Genomic DNA, 17,776 nt, shown 5'->3' with positions numbered 1-17,776 from the left:
ATAAAAAACAAGTCTCTGACCGTCCGTCCCAGTCAGCATTATCCTTTTTCATGTCAAAAATACCGGCTGATATTCAATTCATCGCCTTTCGGAACCACCACTACCCCGGCTTCCGATATATGATACCGGGCGCGATCGGCCTCGAGGTCATAACCGATCTGCGTTCCCGCCGGAATGGTATTGAAGCGGTCGACGATCACGCGGCGCAATCTGGCACCTTTGCGGATGATGGTGTAATCCATGATGATGCAGTCTTCCAGCTCCACGTCTTCCTCAATGATCACTTCACGCCGGACGATGGAGTTTTTGATTGAACCGCCTTTGACCATGGAGCCGGCGCCGACAATGCTGTTCTTGACATAGCCATCGATGATCTTCGCGGTCGGCCCCTGGTAGCCGCTCGAATAGATGCGCCACTTGGAATTGAAGATATTGAAACGCGGCTCCATCCCCAATACATCCATGTGCGCGTCATAAAACGCGTCCAGCGTACCGACATCGCGCCAGTATCCCTGTTCTTCATAATCGCGCACGCCGGGTATGCGGTTGGTGGAAAAATCATAGGCATAGACCTGATGCGTGTTCAGCAGACGCGGCAGGATATGCCGTCCGAAATCATGCTCGCCACGGTCACGGGCTTCCAGCAGCGCCTCCTTGAGCACCTCGGTATTGAACAGGTAGTTACCCATGCTGCCGTAGGCACAATCCGAACGCCCGGGCATGGGCACCGGGTGTTCCGGTTTCTCCAGGAATTCCCTGATGCGCCCGTCATCATCTGCAGTAATCACGCCGAACGACGATGCCTGCTGGAGCGGGACAGGAATCGCTGCCACAGTGACATCCGCATTGCGCTCTTTGTGAAAGCGCATCATCTGCCGGATATCCATACGGTAAATATGATCCGCACCGAATACCGCCACCATGTCAGGCGCCCGGCTCTCGATCAGGTGCAGGTTCTGGCATACCGCATCCGCCGTGCCCTGAAACCACTCCGGTCCCTCCCGCATCTGCGGCGGCACGACGGTAATAAACTGCCCCGGAATCGCATTGGACAGCGTCCATGCGCGGTTCACGTGCTCGATAAGCGATTGCGATTTGTATTGCACCAGAAGATAGATCGAATGAATGCCGGAATTCATCAGATTGCTGAGTACGAAATCGACGATCCGGTAACGGCCGCCAAAAGGCACGGAAGGTTTGGAACGCGGCTCGGTCAGCGGGTACAGTCTCGATCCCTCTCCGCCCGCGAGCACGACCGCCAGAACAGTAGGTAACGGACTCATCTTGACTCCATCATTACTGTTTTTGGTGAAATGAGATTTTTTTGCATATCTGTGCACTTATTGCTCCATAGAAAGTCATAAATCAACGCACTTCCGCATGCAGGGAATATTTCAATCCTGCTCCGGCGGATGCACGTCCGCTTTGGTGTTTCGGTCTTTTTGGGGCGCCTTGGGCCACCAGCGCTCCAGTAAATCCGCAGCCCTGTCCTTGCCGCCGATCCCGAATGCCAGTGCCAGCATCAGCACGACGCCCGCCAGCAAAATCAGGAAACTCAAACGTATCAGCTCGGTCGCCACCTGCACCTGCTCCAGCGCGATCAGCACCACGAATGCAAGGATGGCGTAACGCGCCAGCCGCCCGAGGATCTGGGCATCCTCGAGCTCGATGTTGCTGCCGTAGACGATGATCGCGTTCTCGATGAAGCGCGAGAAATAGGCACCCAGCGTCAGGATCAGCACCGCCAGAATGACCTTCGGCACAAACAGCACGATCCGGCTGATGAATTCAGTCACCAGTGCCAGCCCCAGGCTATTGAAAGCGATCATCAACGCCGACAGGATGACCAGCCAGTAGACCAGCGCCGCAAGAATGGCGACGGTGCCGGTCTCGATGCCGCCCTGCCGCAAAAAACCGTCGATACCGGCGCGCTCGGTAAGGACATTGAAATTGATCGACTTCAAGCCCTTCAATACCGCCAGCCTGATCGCTTTGGCCAGCAACCAGCCGGCCAGCAGAATGATCGCGGCGACGAACAGCTTGGGCAGAAATTCGCCCAGCTGGATGAGGAACGCCTTCAGCGGTTCCAGTGCTATGCTCACCTGTTCCATGATTTTCTCCAGGTCATATTGAACTGCGGTTCCTTACTCAAAAAATCCTGCCATACCTAGGCGGGGGCGCTCTGCCCGGTATTTGACGGCCCGTTAACCATATCCAGAATGCCACGCAGGGGAATACTTACCCAGTCGGGGCGGTGATCCAGCTCGTAGCGCAATTCATAGAAAGCTTTTTCCAGCACAAACAGATCAAGCAAGAGATGCAACGACTGCCCTTGCGGGTACAAACCGGCGTCACGTACGGCTTCTTCGTAGGCCAGGAGGAATACCCGCCCCGCTTCTGCCTTCCATTCCTGCACCACCGGCTCCAGCAGTGCCAGGTCCTCGGGACGCTCCACGCCACTAGCCAGCGCCGAGTAGGCTGCATAACTGAATGAACGCAACATGCCTGCCACATCCTTCAACGGTGAATGTTTGCGGCTGCGCTCGGAAATCGGACGGGCCGGCTCACCCTCAAAATCGATGATGACGAAATCGTTCTGGGTAAGCAGGACCTGACCGAGGTGGTAATCGCCGTGATAGCGTATCTTGACTGTCTGCATGGGTTGCCTGACGCTTGCATGCAGGCGCTCGAGGATGGCACTGCGGTGTTCGAGCAGCAACTGCGCATCACGGCGCACCGGCTCTGACAGTCCGGCACCGGAAGCTTCGAGCCTTGTCAGCGTGGCCTCGACCTCTTCCTGGATCTGTCGGCTCCAGATGCTCATATCGTCGGAAGTCACAGGTTCCGGATCAAACGCCGGATTACCGGTGTGCGCCGCCAGCGCCTTATGCAATTCGCCCGTGCGCTGACCCAACGTGCGCATCAATAGCAGATAGGCGCCATGGGTTTGCGCAGTCGGCCCCGGTGGGACCATCGTTGCCTGGCATTCTTCGAGGAAGCGCTCAAGATAACTGATGGTATAGCTCCAGCCATCGCCCTGGTTTTCCACATATTCCTGCAACAAGGCGAGCGTCGAAGTGCTGCCGTCTGCAGCCAGATATTCCACGGCACCGGCTACCGGCACGATATTGGAGAATTTCGCCACTTCGGTGAGGAAACGCCCGATCTCCAGTTCCGGCTGCGTCCCGGATTGCAAGCGCCGATAACCCTTCAGGAACAGCCGCTCCCCCAGCACCACGGCAGTATTGCTGCCCTGCGTGCCCGGCATCCGCACTTGCAGCGTGCTGATATCTTCTCTTCCTGCGATCAGGGAAAAAGCCGCAGCAGGCAAGAACCGGATGCTACCATGCTCGCATTGCAGCGTATCCTGCGCGCCGATGGCGCGTACCAGTGCGCGACAGAAGGCTTCATCGGCAAACGCATCGGCCAGAATGCCGATTTTGGACTGCTGCCGCACTTTGGCCACGGTGGCCGGCAGCAGCATCCTGATGCGTTCTTCGCCGGCGCTTTCCCAGGTCAGTGTCAGGGGCAAAAAGCAGGGCTGTGCCGCACCAGCTTTGCTTTCCACCTGAAACAGCGCGACCAGCCATTTGCTCTCGTCGCTGCCCCATTCGACATGATCTACCAATGCGACGCGCCGTACCGTTTCGCCTTTGCCGCCGTACCAGCGCTGCGCTGCAACGAAAGGCGGCAGCGATTCTTCTTCAAGCTGGGTACGGACTCTTTCCGCCATCGCGATGCGCCAAGGCACCACGCGGTCACGGAAGAAACTGCGCCAGCCGTCGAACAGCACCAGCATCGGCAATTCTTCGGAAGGCTGATATCCCTCATGCCATGCCGGGATTTCCTCGCTTCTTGTCAGGCGGAACCAGTAAAAACTATGGCCGGACAATGTGAGCAGATACGGCAGATCGCCTATCGGCGGAAAAGCCGTGCGCCCCATCAGTTCCACAGGCACGCAGCCCTTGTAGGCGGAAAGATCGAGCTCGACCGGCTGCGCGGCACGCGACAGGTTGGCGACGCAGAGGATGATGTCTTCATCGTACGTTCGCAGATAGGCGAGTATCTTGCGGTTGCCGGGATGCAGAAAGATCAGCTTGCCGCGGCCGAATGCCTGATGGTTTTTACGCACGGCCAGCACGCGCTGCATCCAATTCAGCAATGACGCTCGCTCGCGCAGCTGCGCCTCCACATTGACTGCTTCATAGCCATACACCGAATCCATGATTGGCGGCAGATACAGGCGCTGCGGATCGGCGTGTGAAAACCCGGCATTGCGGTCAGGGCTCCACTGCATCGGCGTGCGCACGCCATTGCGATCGCCGAGGAAAAAATTGTCACCCATGCCGATCTCGTCGCCGTAATAGATGATGGGCGAACCCGGCATGGACAGCAGCAAGCCGTTCATCAGCCGGATCTTGTCGAATTCGTTATCCATCAACGGCGCCAGCCGGCGGCGGATGCCGACATTGACGCGCGCCCGCGCATCGCTGGCATACATCTGGTACATGTAGTCACGTTCTTTGTCGGTGACCATCTCCAGCGTCAGCTCATCATGGTTGCGCAGGAAAACGGACCATTGGCAGGTGTCCGGGATATCCGGCGTCTGGCGCATGATCTCGACGATGGGGTGGCGGTCTTCCTGCGCGATAGCCATGTACATGCGTGGCATGAGGGGGAAATGGTAGGCCATGTGGCATTCGTCGCCGTCGCCGAAGTAGTCGCGCACGTCTTCCGGCCATTGATTGGCTTCGGCGAGGAATACCCGGTTCTGATAATGCGCATCGATCACCGCGCGCATCTGCTTGATCACTGCGTGCGTCTCCGGCAGGTTTTCGTTCAAAGTGCCCTCGCGCACGCACAGGTACGGGATCGCATCCAGCCGCATGCCGTCCACGCCCAGATCCAGCCAGAAACGCATGAGTTTGATGACCGCCTTCACTACCTGCGGGTTATTGTGGTTGAGGTCGGGCTGGTGGGAGAAAAAACGATGCCAGTAATAGGCTTTGGCTTCCTCATCCCAGGTCCAGTTGGATTTTTCGGCGTCCGTAAAGATAATACGCGTCTCGGGGAATTTCTGGTTGGTATCGCTCCATACGTAAAAATCGCGCTTGTCGGAACCGGCAGGCGCACGCCGCGCCGCCTGAAACCAGGGATGCTGATCCGAAGTGTGATTGATGACCAGCTCGGTAATGACTTTCAGACCACGGCGGTGCGCCTCCTTCACGAACTGTTTGAAATCGGCCATGGTGCCGTATTCCGGATGGATATCGTGGTAATCCGATATGTCGTAGCCGTCGTCGCGCATCGGCGATGGATAAAACGGCAGCAGCCAGAGCGTATTGACCCCCAGGTTCTGCAAGTAATCGAGTTTCTGGATCAATCCGGCAAAATCGCCGATACCATTATTGTCGCTGTCGAAAAAAGCCTTGACGTGCAATTCGTAAATCACAGCGTCCTTGTACCAGAGCGGGTCTGCCATCCACAGCGCATAATCCTCGGCGACTTCTTCCTTGCTGGATTGGGTATCGTGCATGGCTCCCTCTTACAGAAATCTTACAAAAAATAATCGAAGTCACGTTCGGTACGGACTCGCCGGCGCAACTTGAAAATATGTGCCGGCGCAGTTCGCGGAATGATTTCCACGTAATTACGCTCGCCTTTCCACAAAAAGCGCGCGTCCGTGACCAGATCGTGCACCTGATAGGCGCGTTCGGTATCCAGCCCCAGCGCCTTCATGGGCAGCGTAACCCAGCCGGACTGGGTATGATGCGGGTCGAGATTGGCGACGACCACGATGATCTCGGTGTTATCCGCCGTGGTTTTGGCGTAGCAGAGCAGCGCCTCGTTGTCGACATTAAAGAACTGCAGACAGTGATCCTGCTGCAGTGCCGGGTTTTCGCGGCGGATACGGTTAATCCTGGCGATAAAATCATTCAGGCTGTCTGCGCGATCGAGGTTCCAGCGGCGTACCTGGTATTTCTCGGAGTCGAGATATTCTTCTCCCCCGCTCTCCCGCGGGCTCGCTTCCATCAATTCGTAAGCCGGCCCGTAGATGCCGTAACTCGCACCCAGCGTCGCAGCCAGCACCAGGCGCAGCATGAATGCCGGCCGTCCGCCGAACTGCAGGTATTCGGTGAGGATATCCGGGGTATTCGGCCACAGATTGGGGCGGAAATATTCGCGTACTTCCGAACGCGTGAGTTCGGTGAAATAGGCCTCGATCTCGCCCTTCGTATTGCGCCAGGGGAAATAGTTGTAGGACTGGCTGAAGCCGAGCTTGGCAAGCCGGTATATCACTTTCGGACGGGTAAACGCCTCGGCCAGAAAAATCGTCTGCGGGTGATCGCGGTGCACCTGCCCGATCAGCCATTCCCAGAAAGGGAACGGTTTGGTATGCGGGTTATCGACACGGAATATGCTTACGCCCTGACCGATCCAGAACAGAAACACGTCGAGCAGTTCCTGCCATAATTCACGCCAGTTTTCGTTCTCAAAATTGAACGGGTAGATATCCTGATATTTCTTGGGCGGGTTTTCCGCATACTGGATGCTGCCGTCCGGCCGATGGCGGAACCATTCGGGGTGCTCATGCACATACGGATGATCGGGCGAGCATTGCAACGCGATATCGAGCGCAATATCGATACCGAGATCGCGCGCGCGCTGCACCAGACTGGCGAAATCTTCCAGTGTGCCCAATTGCGGATGAATTGCCTTGTGGCCGCCATCCGCTGCACCGATCGCCCACGGGCTTCCCGGATCGCCTGCGCTCGCCAGCAGGGTGTTATTCGGGCCTTTGCGTTTGGTCACGCCGATGGGATGAATCGGCGGCAGATACACCACATCGAATCCCATCTTCGCTATGGAAGGCAGCCTTTTTTCACATTCCGCAAACGTGCCGTGATCCATGCCGTCATCGACACATGAACGCGGAAACAACTCATACCAGGTGCTGTAAAGCGCTTTTACCCGCTCGGCGCGAACGGTCAGCTCCAGCGGGTAATGGGTAGCCAGACTGCGGTCCGAATAACGCACCATCAGGCTGGTCAGCATTTGCGAAATGGCCAGATGCTTGCCGGCATCTGCATCGGCAACGCCCATTTCCTTTGCATATTGCTGCAATTGCAGCCGGTCGTCGCCGGTCGCGCGTTGCGCCGCCTCGCCGATCAGCCTTGATCCCATTTGCAACGCCACTGCAATATCCTGCGCGTCATTGCGGCGTACTATTTCATGCTGCCAGGACAGGAAATGGTCGACCCATGCGGTCACCGTATAAAGATACCGGCCCAATTCGGCGACAGGAAAAGCGGCACGCCAGCGATCGTTGCCGAGCGACACCATCGACATCTCGCGCCACCTGCTTTCGGATTCATGCCGGTAACGCAGCACGCATCTCAACGCATCGTGCCCGTCGGTGAATGCATCCGCTTCCACTTCGACAGACTGACCGATGACGCGTTTGACAGGGAAACGCCCGGCATCGATCTCCGGCCGTACGTTTTCGATCACAACTCGCTGTCTGCCATCAAGCTCGGGAATAATCGTCATGCATCGCCCCCCTGCTTGAAGTATAGGACACCCAGCGGCGGCAGGCGCAATATCAGCGAATGGTACATGTTCCCGGCAGCGACCGGCGCCGCTTCCCTGCCACCGAAATTGCCTATCCCACTGCCGCCATACAGCTCGGCATCGCTGTTGAGCACTTCATGCCAATAACCGCCAACCGGTACGCCGACCAGATAATTCTCGCGTACGACCGGCGTAAAATTGCATACCACCAGCAGTGTCTCGCCTGCAGCACTGCCATGCCGCACAAAGCTCACGACGCTTTTTTCCGCGTCGTTGCAGTCCATCCACTCGAATCCTTCCGCATTGAAATCATTCTGATAAAGTGCCGGTTCGCTACGATAGAAATGGTTGAGATCTTCCACCCAGCGCCGCAATCCGGCATGTCGCGGGTATTGCAGTACCGCCCATTCCAGGCTCTCTTCGTGCTGCCATTCGCGCTTCTGACCGAATTCGCAGCCCATGAACAGCAGCTTCTTGCCCGGATGTCCCCACATGTAGCCATACAGCAAGCGCAGGTTGGCGAACTGCTGCCATTCGTCGCCCGGCATTTTCCCGATCAGCGAACCTTTGCCATGCACGACTTCGTCATGCGAAAACGGCAGCACGAAGTTCTCCGAAAAGGCATACCAGATACTGAAAATAAGCTGGGCATGGTGATATTTCCGGTAAACCGGGTCTTGCGAAAAATACTTGAGCGTGTCATGCATCCAGCCCATGTTCCATTTCAGACCGAATCCAAGCCCGCCGGTATACGTAGGGCGGGACACCATGGGCCAGGAAGTCGATTCCTCGGCAAAGGTCTGCACATCGGGATAATCGCGGTAGATTGCCTCGTTGAGATCGCGCAGAAAGGCGACGGCATCCAGATTCTCCCTGCCGCCATACTGATTGGGAATCCACTCGCCGTGCCTGCGCCCGTAATCCAGATACAGCATCGACGCGACAGCATCCACGCGCAGTCCGTCGATGTGATATTTATCCAGCCAGAACAACGCACTGCTGGCTAAAAATGCGCGGATTTCATGCCGTCCGTAATTGAAAATCGCACTGTGCCAGTCCGGGTGATAGCCCTGGCGCGGATCGGCGTGCTCGAACAGATAAGTGCCGTCAAATTGAGCGAGGCCGTGAGCATCGTCAGGGAAATGCGACGGCACCCAGTCGAGGATGACGCCGATGCCGTCCCGATGCAGCGCATCCACCAGGAACATGAAATCCTGCGGTGTGCCGTAACGGGCCGTCGGCGCAAAGTACCCGGTGGTCTGATAGCCCCATGAACCGTAAAAAGGATGCTCGGTGAGCGGCATGAACTCGACATGGGTAAAGTTCATGCTGATCAGGTAACGCGGCAGCCACTCTGCCATCTCACGGTAAGTAAGGGAACGGTTGCCCTCTTCCGGTACCCGTCGCCAGGAACCCAGATGCACTTCATAGATGGAACAAGGTGCATCCAGCCGGTTCTTCTCCCGGCGTTGCGCCATCCATGCAGCATCATTCCAGGCGTAATCCAGATCCCATACCCGGGAAGCGGTCAAGGGCGGCGCTTCCCAGTAAGGCGCGAACGGATCGCCTTTGTCGGCTGCCTTTCCGTCACGGGAAACAATACGGTATTTATAGCTGGCGCCTGTCGCTACGTCAGCGATCCAGCCTTCCCAGATGCCTGAGCCATCGTGGCGAAGATGCAGCGCATTCGACTTGGCATCCCAGCGATTGAATTCACCGATCACGGAAACGGCAGCTGCATTGGGGCCCAAACAGCAAAATGAGTGACGTCCTTACCATCCATCACTTGCCTGTGGGGGCCCAGTTTTTCGTACATGCGAAAATGTTTCCCTTGTTTGAACAAATAAACATCGTGCTCGGTAAGTACACTGGAGGGGGAAACTGCATTCTGAGGAAGATTCGTTAACATCGACATTTACTACCCTTTGCATCTGTATTTATTGTTAATAATAGAAACGTATTCCCTCCCTACAACCAAAATCGACACGATTCTTCTCGCCAAACCCGTCTGCTGACGCCAGTAACTTTCTCTCGGACAAGTGATCGTTGCGTTGTGCAGGCGAGTTGACGGGATGTTTGACGCCATTCCAAAGCGACATGCGGTCCATGCCGCTCAGAAATTATGGCGCTATCGTCATGAATGACTGTCAGCTTTTGCTCTTGCTGCCATGACTGCCGTGACCGCCATGGCTGTGTTCACCGCCTTTGCGGCCTATCTCAGCCATATGCTCGCTGCTCTGACTGGAAGAACCGGCATGCTGTTTGGAAGAATGCGAAGACTTGCCGCTGTGGCTTTGTCCACTGCTTCCGCTACCGGACAAGTGGCTGCTGTTCTGATGCGATGTTCCATGCAGGGAGGAGGACGACGATTTGTTCTCCGCTGCTTTATGGGATTTACTTGTATCGTGCTTTTGAGTCATGATTTATCTCCTTGCGGTTAAATCGACTTTGCTTGGCCCGATAGAACCAAACACCTTTCCTCTTCATGAATCTCGAAGAAGAGTCTTCACAATACACCTGTCGTTTTTTCGATACCGTGCGGTAACGCACGTACATACCCATGAAATCATTGTCGTTTTCAAAGAATCGGCGCGAGATGCACGCGCATGATGAACGCTGCCATCTTTCATCCGAAACATCCAATGTACGCTCCAGCACTGACTTGCTGCCTCGCGCAAACTAATCTTTTCTGCCGCTATTCCGGTTTTAAATGCAGCAGTTCGCGCAATTCCGGCACACATTCGTGCAATCGTATGCAGACACTCGATAAAGGAGAACGCCATGTCAATTTCGGATAACAAGATGACCGATGCTGTAGTCAGGCAACAGCAGAATCTTCAAAAGATGCAGGACCAGCAGGATGCAGTCGCTTCCGGGTCAGAACAGAAAAAGCAGCAGGCGGTACAGACCGGATCGCATGAATATCCCGGCGTGCCGATGCCAGCGCAGCATCTGCGAAAACCGGGGCAGGAGAAGGACATGTCGCTCAAACCCGAATTCATGGCACCCGATTATCGCGGCAGCGGCAAGCTGGAAGGTTCGGTCGCCATTATCACCGGTGGCGATTCCGGCATCGGACGTGCCGTCGCTGTGCTCTATGCGCGAGAAGGAGCGGACGTGGCCGTCATTTATCTCAACGAACATGACGATGCCAATGAAACCAGACAGCATGTCGAGGAAGAAGGACGTAAATGTTTGCTCATAAGCGGCGATGTGCGGGATGCCGGATTTTGCCGCGATGCAGTCGGGCAGGTAAAGGCCCATTTCGGCCATATCGACATCCTGGTAAACAATGCCGCCTTTCAGGAACATGCGGCTTCCCTGCTCGAGCTGAGTGAGGTACGCTTCGACATGACCATGAAAACCAATATCTACGGATATTTCCATATGGCCAAAGCCGTATTGCCCCATTTGCAGCGCGGCGCGGCAATCATTAACACCGGCTCGGTCACCGGCCTCAAGGGCAATAAGAATCTGCTGGATTACTCGGCCACGAAGGGGGCGATCCACGCATTTACGATGTCGCTGGCGTCCAATCTGCTGCCTCAGGGTATTCGCGTCAATGCCGTGGCTCCAGGGCCTGTATGGACGCCGCTCAATCCGGCAGATCAAAGCCCGGAAAAGATTACTCGATTCGGACAGTCGACCGACATGAATCGGCCGACTCAGCTGGAAGAAATATCGCCCGCCTATGTGTTTCTGGCGTCGCCAGTATGTTCCAGCTTTATAACGGGTATCGTGCTGCCGATCATAGGCAGCGTAGGCGAATAAGTGCTTACCTTGCTGACATGCACAATGAAACGGCCCGCTCTCGTCACGGCCGCCTTCACTTTTCATGCCGCGAACATATCAAGAAAGAAAGCAAGCCAGCCTCCCGGGTGGCTGGCTTGTGCGACAGATTAAAGCGGCGAGCGCCCGCTGATGATGCGCAACAGGATAATAACGACGGCGATCACCAGCAGGATGTGAATGAAACCGCCCATGGTATAGGAAGTAACCAGACCCAGAAGCCACAGGATAATGAGCACAACGGCGATGGTATAAAGCATGATATTTCTCCTTTTTTTGGTAAGGCGAAGTCGTATTACCACTTCGCTCGTCGCAATAATTAAGATACGCATTCCTGCAGATAACCCAACTGCCTCCTATCTGCAATCACATGACTCGATTGCAGAATATGTCTCATGGGAAGAAGCGTCTGTACGTCAGCGTACACAGGGCCTGTTTCCTTACTTTCGATCAGCATCCATGGTCTTTGTCACTAACCAATGCGGGTTAGCGTACAGAATATGCCATCGCTTTCCCTTATGCTGATTCTATGCTTGATAAAAAGCATGGAAGTGCCGTATCTCTGTGGCCTGTTCAACTTTTGAATCGATAGGAGGCATCATGAAATATTCCGTATTACTTGCATCTGCCGTCGTAGCATTGGGACTAAGTGCCTGCAACAAGCCTGCCGCATCTGCCGAAACCGGTTATCCCGCCCCGCAAGGCGATATGGGCGGACATGGTTCCAGCGGCAATATGACTATGCCGGACGATGGAAATACTCGGAACGGTACTGGCACCCAGAGTGCTCCCGGCGGCACCGTTCCGCAAACCGATGACAGTATGCACGGCGGAATGGATAATCAAAGTAACCCGGGAAGTTCGGGGTCGCAGGACGACGACAGCATTCGAAGCGAAACGCCTAACCGGACCAATCCCGGCACCCCGGCAGGACCTGGCAGCGGCACAACTGTTCCTCCATCCCCGATCGAGTAATCCGTCATGAGCACTATCGACGGTGCCCGGTTAATCCGGGTGCCGTTGCATCAACATCGCATGTGGCACTTGTCGGTCCACGAAGAATTTCTTCGGCATTCGCTATTGGATTGGTACCCTGACCCTTCATCATGCCTCCCGTTGTTTTATCGCGTACGATAGGAGAGCTTCAGTGGCAACTAATAATCATGTACATACTGGCAACAGACTGCTGGCATTGCTGCCGCGAAAAGAGTGCCAGTCCCTGCTCGCAGCTTGCGAACAAATTGATCTGAGCGCCGGAAGCATGCTCTGCAAACCCGGAGAGCGTATCCGCGATATTTATTTTCCTATTAGCTGTACTATTTCGCTGGTATCCCATATCGATGCCCATGACAAACTGGGAGTGGGACTGGCGGGAAACGAAGGCATGTTCGGCGTACCCCTGATCCTGGGCCTGGAGGTCTCATCCTTATGCGCTCTTGTACAAGGGAGCGGCAGTGCGTGGAAAATCGGGACGTCGGAGTTCATGCTCAGGTACGAACAGAATCCTTTGCTGCAACGGGTGCTGAAACGCTACGTTTACACATTGATGAACCAGCTCGCCCAGACTGCCGTCTGCAACCGCTTTCATATGACTGAAGCGCGTCTCGCTCGTTGGCTATTAATGACCGACGACCGGACGTATTCAGCCGGATTTCATGTCACCCAGGCGTTTCTGGCTTATATGCTTGGTGTAAGGCGCGTCGGCATCTCCAAAGCTGCCGGCGCACTGCAAAAACAAAAACTCATCAACTATAGCCGCGGGGATATTACCATCATCGACCGTCAGGGGCTGCAGAGAGTTGCCTGTTCGTGTTACCAGACCGACAAGGACGCGTTTGACCGCATCATGAGCTGATAACACGAGGTTATATCTGCCCCATCACCATCAGAATGACCAGAATTATCAATAACAGTCCCAGACCGCCGCTTGGCATATAACCCCAATTGCGGCTATGCGGCCAGGCAGGAATCACTCCGATCAGCATCAAGATGACGATGACCAGCAGTACTGTGCCTAATGACATATCATTCCTCCTGATTTTTCATCACAGCCACAAGATCGGGATATTACCTTTATTTGCCAAATTGCGTCTTGGCACGGGTAAGGCATGTATCCTTTGCGTCGCCTGAAAACTTATCGCACTTTTCCTTTTCCACTTTGTACTCGGCATCACGTTTGGTCTCTGCTGCATCCTCGGACGCCGCAGCCCCCTTCTCACTTGCCTTCATTTGGGCTTCCGATGATTTTTCCTGGGCCGTGGCATTCGCTGACGAGGTCTTCAGCTGGGCTTTAGCATCGGCTTTGGCAGTGGCCAGAGCAGCTTTCGCCTGTTTCACGCAGACATCCTTGTCATTGCCTCCCTTATCGTCACATTTTTCATCTGCAACGGCATAATCCGCTTCAGCTTTGGCAATACTGACATTGTAGTCGGCTTTCGCAGAAGGCTTGTAATGCGCTTTCAGCTCAGCTTCTGCGACTTTTTCCTTGCCCTTGGCTTCTGCCTTGCAAATGTCTTTGGCATTTCCTGCGAGGGAAGAACAGCGCGAGTTATCCGCTTTGTATTCGGTATCGATACGATGATCGGCAGCCTTGTACTCATCTTTCGACATGGTTTGGGCCGTGGCGTTAATGCTGAACGCCAAACCCAGCGCCAGCGCGATTGAAGTGATGTTGAACCTGTTCATGTGAACTCCTCAAGAAATTTATAGGTTTTATCAGGCAAACAATGCACTGATGGAAACCAAATTACAGGCAGGGCAAGTCCGGGTCTGTACGCCTGCGTACATATTCATCCAGCAGCGCGCCCACTGCTCTCTCGCCACCCCGGATATCGGAAATCCGTAGCACGGCAAAACAATTATGTGTGCGACAGCGTACTGAGAGGGGATGGCATAACGTCTATAAAATGATTCATAGGCAGCTGAAAACTGTCACCTACGACATAATCAATCGCACTTTCGACATTGAAGAATGGAGAAAATCATGAAGATCATTTCACCTCGCCCATCACATCCCGGTATTTATCTGGCTGTTTTTTTAGCCATCCTGCTAACCGGCTGCAAAAGCGCCCCACCGCCTACTGCAGAAGTCGCTGTCACCAAAGCGACGGTATCCGACGCCGCAACTGCTGGTGCCGCCGAATATGCTCCGGAGGAAATGAAATCCGCTCGTGAAAAACTTGACCGCGCCAATCAGGCGATGGCTGCCAAGGACTATAAGTTAGCCAAACAGCTATCCATCGAGGCCCAGGCCGACGCCGAACTGGCCCGCAGCAAGGCAAATTCCGCCAAGGCGCAGCAGGCAGCGGATGCATTGCAGGATGATATCCGCGTGATGCGTGAAGAACTCGACCGGAACAACCGGAATAAATAATCAATCGCAGCCTTCTCTCATCTTTCAGGAAAGGAGTTCATTATGAAAAACTTTCGCAATCTACCGGTAATGCTGGCCGCAGCAGCATTATTCGCAGGCTGCAGTACTATGCCTCCGGCCAATCCGCAGCTCGAAGAAACCCGCCAGGATTTCCAGGCTGCCCAAGCCAATCCTGATGTGGTCAATCTCGCGCCCGTCCAGCTGAAAGAGGCCAGCGACGCACTCGATACCGCGAATAACGCCTGGATGCATCATGACAGTGACAAAAAAGTGAATGAGCTGGCCTATGTCGCCAAGCAGAAAGTCGCCGAACAGTCTGTAGCCAATGCCGCCAAAGAACGCGACCAGATGCGGCTTGATCAGCGCACACAGGAGGCGAACAAGGCCAGGATGGATGCGTCAATAGCACAAAACCAGACGGCAGCGGCCCAGAATGAAGCGGCAGATGCCCAGCGCAAACAGCAGGAAGCGGAAGCGCATGCTCAACAACTGGAATCCGAGCTGAGCGACCTTTCCGCACAAAAGACCGAACGCGGCATCGTGGTGACATTCGGCGACGTATTGTTCAATACCGACGATGCAAGACTGAAACAGAGCGGCTTGAGCAATGTGCAGAAACTGGCGGACATCCTGAAACAGAATCCGCAGCGCGTCGTGCTGATAGAAGGCTATACCGACAATACCGGCACTCCGGAACATAACCAGATGCTGTCCGAGCGCCGTGCCTTGTCGGTAGGCACGGCGTTGACGGAATTGGGTATCAGCCGCGACCGCATAACCACGCGCGGTTATGGTGAAGCTTATCCGGCCGCGCGCAACGACACGGCAGCCGGTCGCCAGTTCAACCGCAGGGTGGAGATCGTACTGTCAGGAGACGACGGCAAAATACCGCCACGCTAACCATATGATTAACCGGCAAACGAAGCGCCAGGGACTGGATATGACATGACGAACCGAATCCTGATCATCACGGACGACGCCACTGATGCCCGGGCGTTGCAGGATGCACTGGGCAAGGCAAAGAGCCAGCGCTTCACGAGCGTATGGGTGACACGCCTTGACGACGCCCTGAAACAGCTGCGTAGCGGCGGCAGCGATATGATTCTGACCAAGCTGTCACTACCAGACAGCGCAGGCGTTGCAACGCTCGACCGGTTACTCGAAGCCGCTCCGCTGACGCCCATCATGACGCTCAATATCATGGAAAACGAAATACTGTCGGCTGCAGCGATAAAACGCGGCTCTCAGGGCGATGTGCAGAGAAGTGATTTCGGCAGCCAACTGATGCCGCAAACTCTGTACAACATTATCCGGCGCAAGGCCGTGGAAAAATCGTTCCATATAGAAAAGACGCGTGCGGAAACCACACTCAACTCCATCAGCGATGCGGTTATCTGTACCGACATGTCGGGTAATGTCGATTATCTGAACGTTGCGGCCGAAAGCATGACCGGATGGCTGAAAAGGGAAGCATACGGGCATCCCGTCAGCGAGGTGATGCATATCATCAACGGCACGACGCGGGAGCATGAACCCAACCCGATCGAACGGGTCTTGCAGCAAAACAAACCGATGAAATTGGCTGCCGGTACGATTCTGATCCGGCGCGATGGCAGCGAAGCGGCAATCGAAGATACGACTGCCCCGATCCATGATATGAACGGACGCATCGTCGGTGCAGTGATCGTATTCCATGACATCACGGCTACCAAAGCCATGACCCTGAAAATGGCGCATTTGGCGCAACACGATTTCCTCACCAATCTGCCGAATCGTGTGCTGCTGAACGATCGCATCGCCCAGGCGATCTCCCTGGCAAAAAGACATGGCACGCGTTTGGCGGTACTGTTTCTGGATCTGGACAACTTCAAGCATATCAATGATTCACTCGGCCATGCGACCGGCGACAAACTACTGCAATCCGTCGCAAAGCAGCTGTGTGCGAGTGTTCGCGGTTCCGATACGGTAAGCCGCCAGGGCGGGGATGAATTCGTGATCCTGATCACGGAGGACAGATTTGCCCAGGATGCGGCGCTGGTCGCCGACAAGATACTCGCCGCGCTCGCGGTGTCGCATTCCATTTTCCAGCATGAACTGCATGTCACTACCAGCATTGGCATCAGCATTTATCCCACGGATGGGGAGGATGCCGAAACCTTGATCAAGAATGCGGATACGGCGATGTACCAGGCCAAGGAAAAAGGCCGCAACAACTATCAGTTTTTCAAACATGACATGAATGTCCGTGCGGTCGAGCGGCAAATGATTGAAACCAATTTGCGTCATGCGCTGGAACGGCAGGAATTCCTGCTGCATTATCAGCCCAAGATTAATCTGGATACCGGCATGATTATCGGCTCGGAAGCGTTACTGCGCTGGCAGCACCCGCAATGGGGCCTGGTGCTGCCAGACCGCTTCATCAAGATCGCGGAAGACTTCGGCCTGATCGTGCCGATCGGACGCTGGGTATTGCGTGAAGCGTGCTTGCAGGCCAAACGCTGGGAAGCCGAAAAACTGATACCCGGGTCGGTCGCCGTCAATATTTCGGCGCTGGAATTTCGCCACAAGGATTTCGTCGGGGCGTACGCAGCATTCTGCATGAGACTGGGCTCAACCCGCGCTGCCTGCAACTGGAAATCACCGAAAGCGTATTGATGCGCGATGCCGAATCGAGCACGTCGATACTCGAACAACTCAAGGAGATGGATGTGCAACTGGCAGTCGATGATTTCGGCACCGGTTATTCCAGTTTAAGTTACCTGAATCAGTTTCCGATCGATGTCCTCAAAATCGACCAGTCATTCGTGCACGATATCGGCTCCCCCAACGGCAATGGCATCATCGTCAGCGCCGTCATCGCCATGGGCACCAGCCTTAAGCAAAAGGTTGTGGCAGAGGGTGTAGAAAACCATGCGCAACTGACCTTTCTCAAGGAACGACGTTGCGATGAAGGGCAAGGCTATCTTTTCAGCCGTCCGCTCGTCGCCGAACAGTTCGCAAAACTGCTGGCAGAGAATTCGGGGATGCTCAACCACTGAACGC

At 55.1% G+C, this 17,776-nt stretch carries 14 protein-coding genes and 1 pseudogene; 6 read left to right on the top strand and 9 right to left on the bottom strand.

Features of this window, described 5'->3' with window-relative positions:
- Window positions 1-53: 53 nt before the first annotated feature.
- The 6 genes from glgC to CAP31_RS06090 form a co-directional block, all read right to left on the bottom strand.
- Complete coding sequence (gene glgC / locus CAP31_RS06115) at window positions 54-1,283, bottom strand: glucose-1-phosphate adenylyltransferase (RefSeq protein ID WP_087446722.1); 1,230 nt, start codon at window positions 1,281-1,283, stop codon at window positions 54-56.
- Window positions 1,284-1,394: 111 nt separating this feature from the next.
- Window positions 1,395-2,111 carry a hypothetical protein gene (locus CAP31_RS06110; RefSeq protein ID WP_087446721.1) on the bottom strand — a complete coding sequence of 239 codons (717 nt, stop codon included), beginning with the start codon at window positions 2,109-2,111 and terminating at the stop codon, window positions 1,395-1,397.
- 56 nt (window positions 2,112-2,167) lie between these two features.
- A complete protein-coding gene (treS, locus tag CAP31_RS06105; protein WP_087446720.1) occupies window positions 2,168-5,536 on the bottom strand; it encodes a maltose alpha-D-glucosyltransferase in 3,369 nt (1,122 codons plus the stop codon).
- Window positions 5,537-5,556: 20 nt separating this feature from the next.
- Entirely contained in the window at window positions 5,557-7,551 is a 1,995-nt protein-coding gene (locus CAP31_RS06100; RefSeq protein ID WP_189836654.1) for an alpha-1,4-glucan--maltose-1-phosphate maltosyltransferase, read from the bottom strand.
- Complete coding sequence (glgB, locus tag CAP31_RS06095) at window positions 7,548-9,323, bottom strand: 1,4-alpha-glucan branching protein GlgB (protein ID WP_223247393.1); 1,776 nt, start codon at window positions 9,321-9,323, stop codon at window positions 7,548-7,550. Before glgB ends, CAP31_RS06100 begins: the two co-directional genes overlap by 4 nt.
- A gap of 396 nt (window positions 9,324-9,719) precedes the next feature.
- Window positions 9,720-9,992, bottom strand: a complete 273-nt coding sequence (locus CAP31_RS06090) for a hypothetical protein (RefSeq protein ID WP_087446719.1) — start codon at window positions 9,990-9,992, stop codon at window positions 9,720-9,722.
- Window positions 9,993-10,353: 361 nt separating this feature from the next.
- On the opposite strand from CAP31_RS06090, the gene CAP31_RS06085 reads away from it, so the two are divergent.
- Window positions 10,354-11,343, top strand: a complete 990-nt coding sequence (locus tag CAP31_RS06085; protein ID WP_087446718.1) for an SDR family oxidoreductase — start codon at window positions 10,354-10,356, stop codon at window positions 11,341-11,343.
- A gap of 128 nt (window positions 11,344-11,471) precedes the next feature.
- Here CAP31_RS06085 and CAP31_RS14780 read toward each other — a convergent pair whose 3' ends face one another.
- On the bottom strand, window positions 11,472-11,621 hold the full coding sequence (locus CAP31_RS14780; protein WP_157662672.1) for a lmo0937 family membrane protein: 150 nt from the start codon (window positions 11,619-11,621) through the stop codon (window positions 11,472-11,474).
- Between the two features lie 340 nt (window positions 11,622-11,961).
- Between CAP31_RS14780 and CAP31_RS06080 the strand changes: the two genes are divergently transcribed.
- Together CAP31_RS06080 and CAP31_RS06075 are read left to right on the top strand one after the other, a co-directional pair.
- Window positions 11,962-12,336 (top strand): hypothetical protein, encoded by a 375-nt coding sequence (locus tag CAP31_RS06080; protein ID WP_087446717.1) that lies wholly within the window; start codon window positions 11,962-11,964, stop codon window positions 12,334-12,336.
- 172 nt (window positions 12,337-12,508) lie between these two features.
- Entirely contained in the window at window positions 12,509-13,216 is a 708-nt protein-coding gene (locus tag CAP31_RS06075; RefSeq protein ID WP_223247392.1) for a Crp/Fnr family transcriptional regulator, read from the top strand.
- Between the two features lie 10 nt (window positions 13,217-13,226).
- Here the strand turns inward: CAP31_RS06075 and CAP31_RS06070 are convergent, their stop codons facing one another.
- Both CAP31_RS06070 and CAP31_RS06065 read right to left on the bottom strand, forming a co-directional pair.
- Window positions 13,227-13,385 (bottom strand): DUF3309 family protein, encoded by a 159-nt coding sequence (locus tag CAP31_RS06070; RefSeq protein ID WP_087446716.1) that lies wholly within the window; start codon window positions 13,383-13,385, stop codon window positions 13,227-13,229.
- A 49-nt stretch (window positions 13,386-13,434) separates the two neighbouring features.
- Window positions 13,435-14,046: a hypothetical protein gene (locus CAP31_RS06065; RefSeq protein ID WP_087446715.1), complete on the bottom strand. Its 612-nt coding sequence runs from the start codon at window positions 14,044-14,046 to the stop codon at window positions 13,435-13,437.
- A 298-nt stretch (window positions 14,047-14,344) separates the two neighbouring features.
- Here CAP31_RS06065 and CAP31_RS06060 point away from each other — a divergent pair, with 298 nt between their 5' ends.
- The 3 genes and pseudogenes from CAP31_RS06060 to CAP31_RS06050 all read left to right on the top strand — a co-directional run bounded on the left by CAP31_RS06060 (window position 14,345) and on the right by CAP31_RS06050 (window position 17,772).
- A complete protein-coding gene (locus tag CAP31_RS06060; RefSeq protein WP_087446714.1) occupies window positions 14,345-14,734 on the top strand; it encodes a DUF4398 domain-containing protein in 390 nt (129 codons plus the stop codon).
- Window positions 14,735-14,776: 42 nt separating this feature from the next.
- Window positions 14,777-15,634 carry an OmpA family protein gene (locus CAP31_RS06055; RefSeq protein ID WP_087446713.1) on the top strand — a complete coding sequence of 286 codons (858 nt, stop codon included), beginning with the start codon at window positions 14,777-14,779 and terminating at the stop codon, window positions 15,632-15,634.
- Between the two features lie 45 nt (window positions 15,635-15,679).
- Window positions 15,680-17,772: pseudogene (locus CAP31_RS06050) on the top strand (putative bifunctional diguanylate cyclase/phosphodiesterase).
- The last annotated feature ends 4 nt before the right edge of the window (window positions 17,773-17,776 follow it).

This window comes from Sulfuriferula sp. AH1 (genome assembly GCF_002162035.1).
Taxonomy (GTDB): Bacteria; Pseudomonadota; Gammaproteobacteria; order Burkholderiales; family Sulfuriferulaceae; genus Sulfuriferula.
This window is presented reverse-complemented; position numbering and strand designations above follow the sequence as displayed.

What these genes read in the sequence shown, in the direction of transcription:
- CAP31_RS06055 (WP_087446713.1), top strand. Translation starts at nt 14,777, where the DNA reads ATGAAAAACTTTCGCAATCTACCGGTAATGCTGGCCGCAGCAGCATTA.
- CAP31_RS06080 (WP_087446717.1), top strand. Translation starts at nt 11,962, where the DNA reads ATGAAATATTCCGTATTACTTGCATCTGCCGTCGTAGCATTGGGACTA.
- CAP31_RS06085 (WP_087446718.1), top strand. Translation starts at nt 10,354, where the DNA reads ATGTCAATTTCGGATAACAAGATGACCGATGCTGTAGTCAGGCAACAG.
- CAP31_RS06070 (WP_087446716.1), bottom strand. Translation starts at nt 13,385, where the DNA reads ATGTCATTAGGCACAGTACTGCTGGTCATCGTCATCTTGATGCTGATC.
- CAP31_RS06060 (WP_087446714.1), top strand. Translation starts at nt 14,345, where the DNA reads ATGAAGATCATTTCACCTCGCCCATCACATCCCGGTATTTATCTGGCT.
- CAP31_RS06100 (WP_189836654.1), bottom strand. Translation starts at nt 7,551, where the DNA reads ATGACGATTATTCCCGAGCTTGATGGCAGACAGCGAGTTGTGATCGAA.
- CAP31_RS14780 (WP_157662672.1), bottom strand. Translation starts at nt 11,621, where the DNA reads ATGCTTTATACCATCGCCGTTGTGCTCATTATCCTGTGGCTTCTGGGT.
- glgC (WP_087446722.1), bottom strand. Translation starts at nt 1,283, where the DNA reads ATGAGTCCGTTACCTACTGTTCTGGCGGTCGTGCTCGCGGGCGGAGAG.
- CAP31_RS06065 (WP_087446715.1), bottom strand. Translation starts at nt 14,046, where the DNA reads ATGAACAGGTTCAACATCACTTCAATCGCGCTGGCGCTGGGTTTGGCG.
- CAP31_RS06090 (WP_087446719.1), bottom strand. Translation starts at nt 9,992, where the DNA reads ATGACTCAAAAGCACGATACAAGTAAATCCCATAAAGCAGCGGAGAAC.
- treS (WP_087446720.1), bottom strand. Translation starts at nt 5,536, where the DNA reads ATGCACGATACCCAATCCAGCAAGGAAGAAGTCGCCGAGGATTATGCG.
- CAP31_RS06110 (WP_087446721.1), bottom strand. Translation starts at nt 2,111, where the DNA reads ATGGAACAGGTGAGCATAGCACTGGAACCGCTGAAGGCGTTCCTCATC.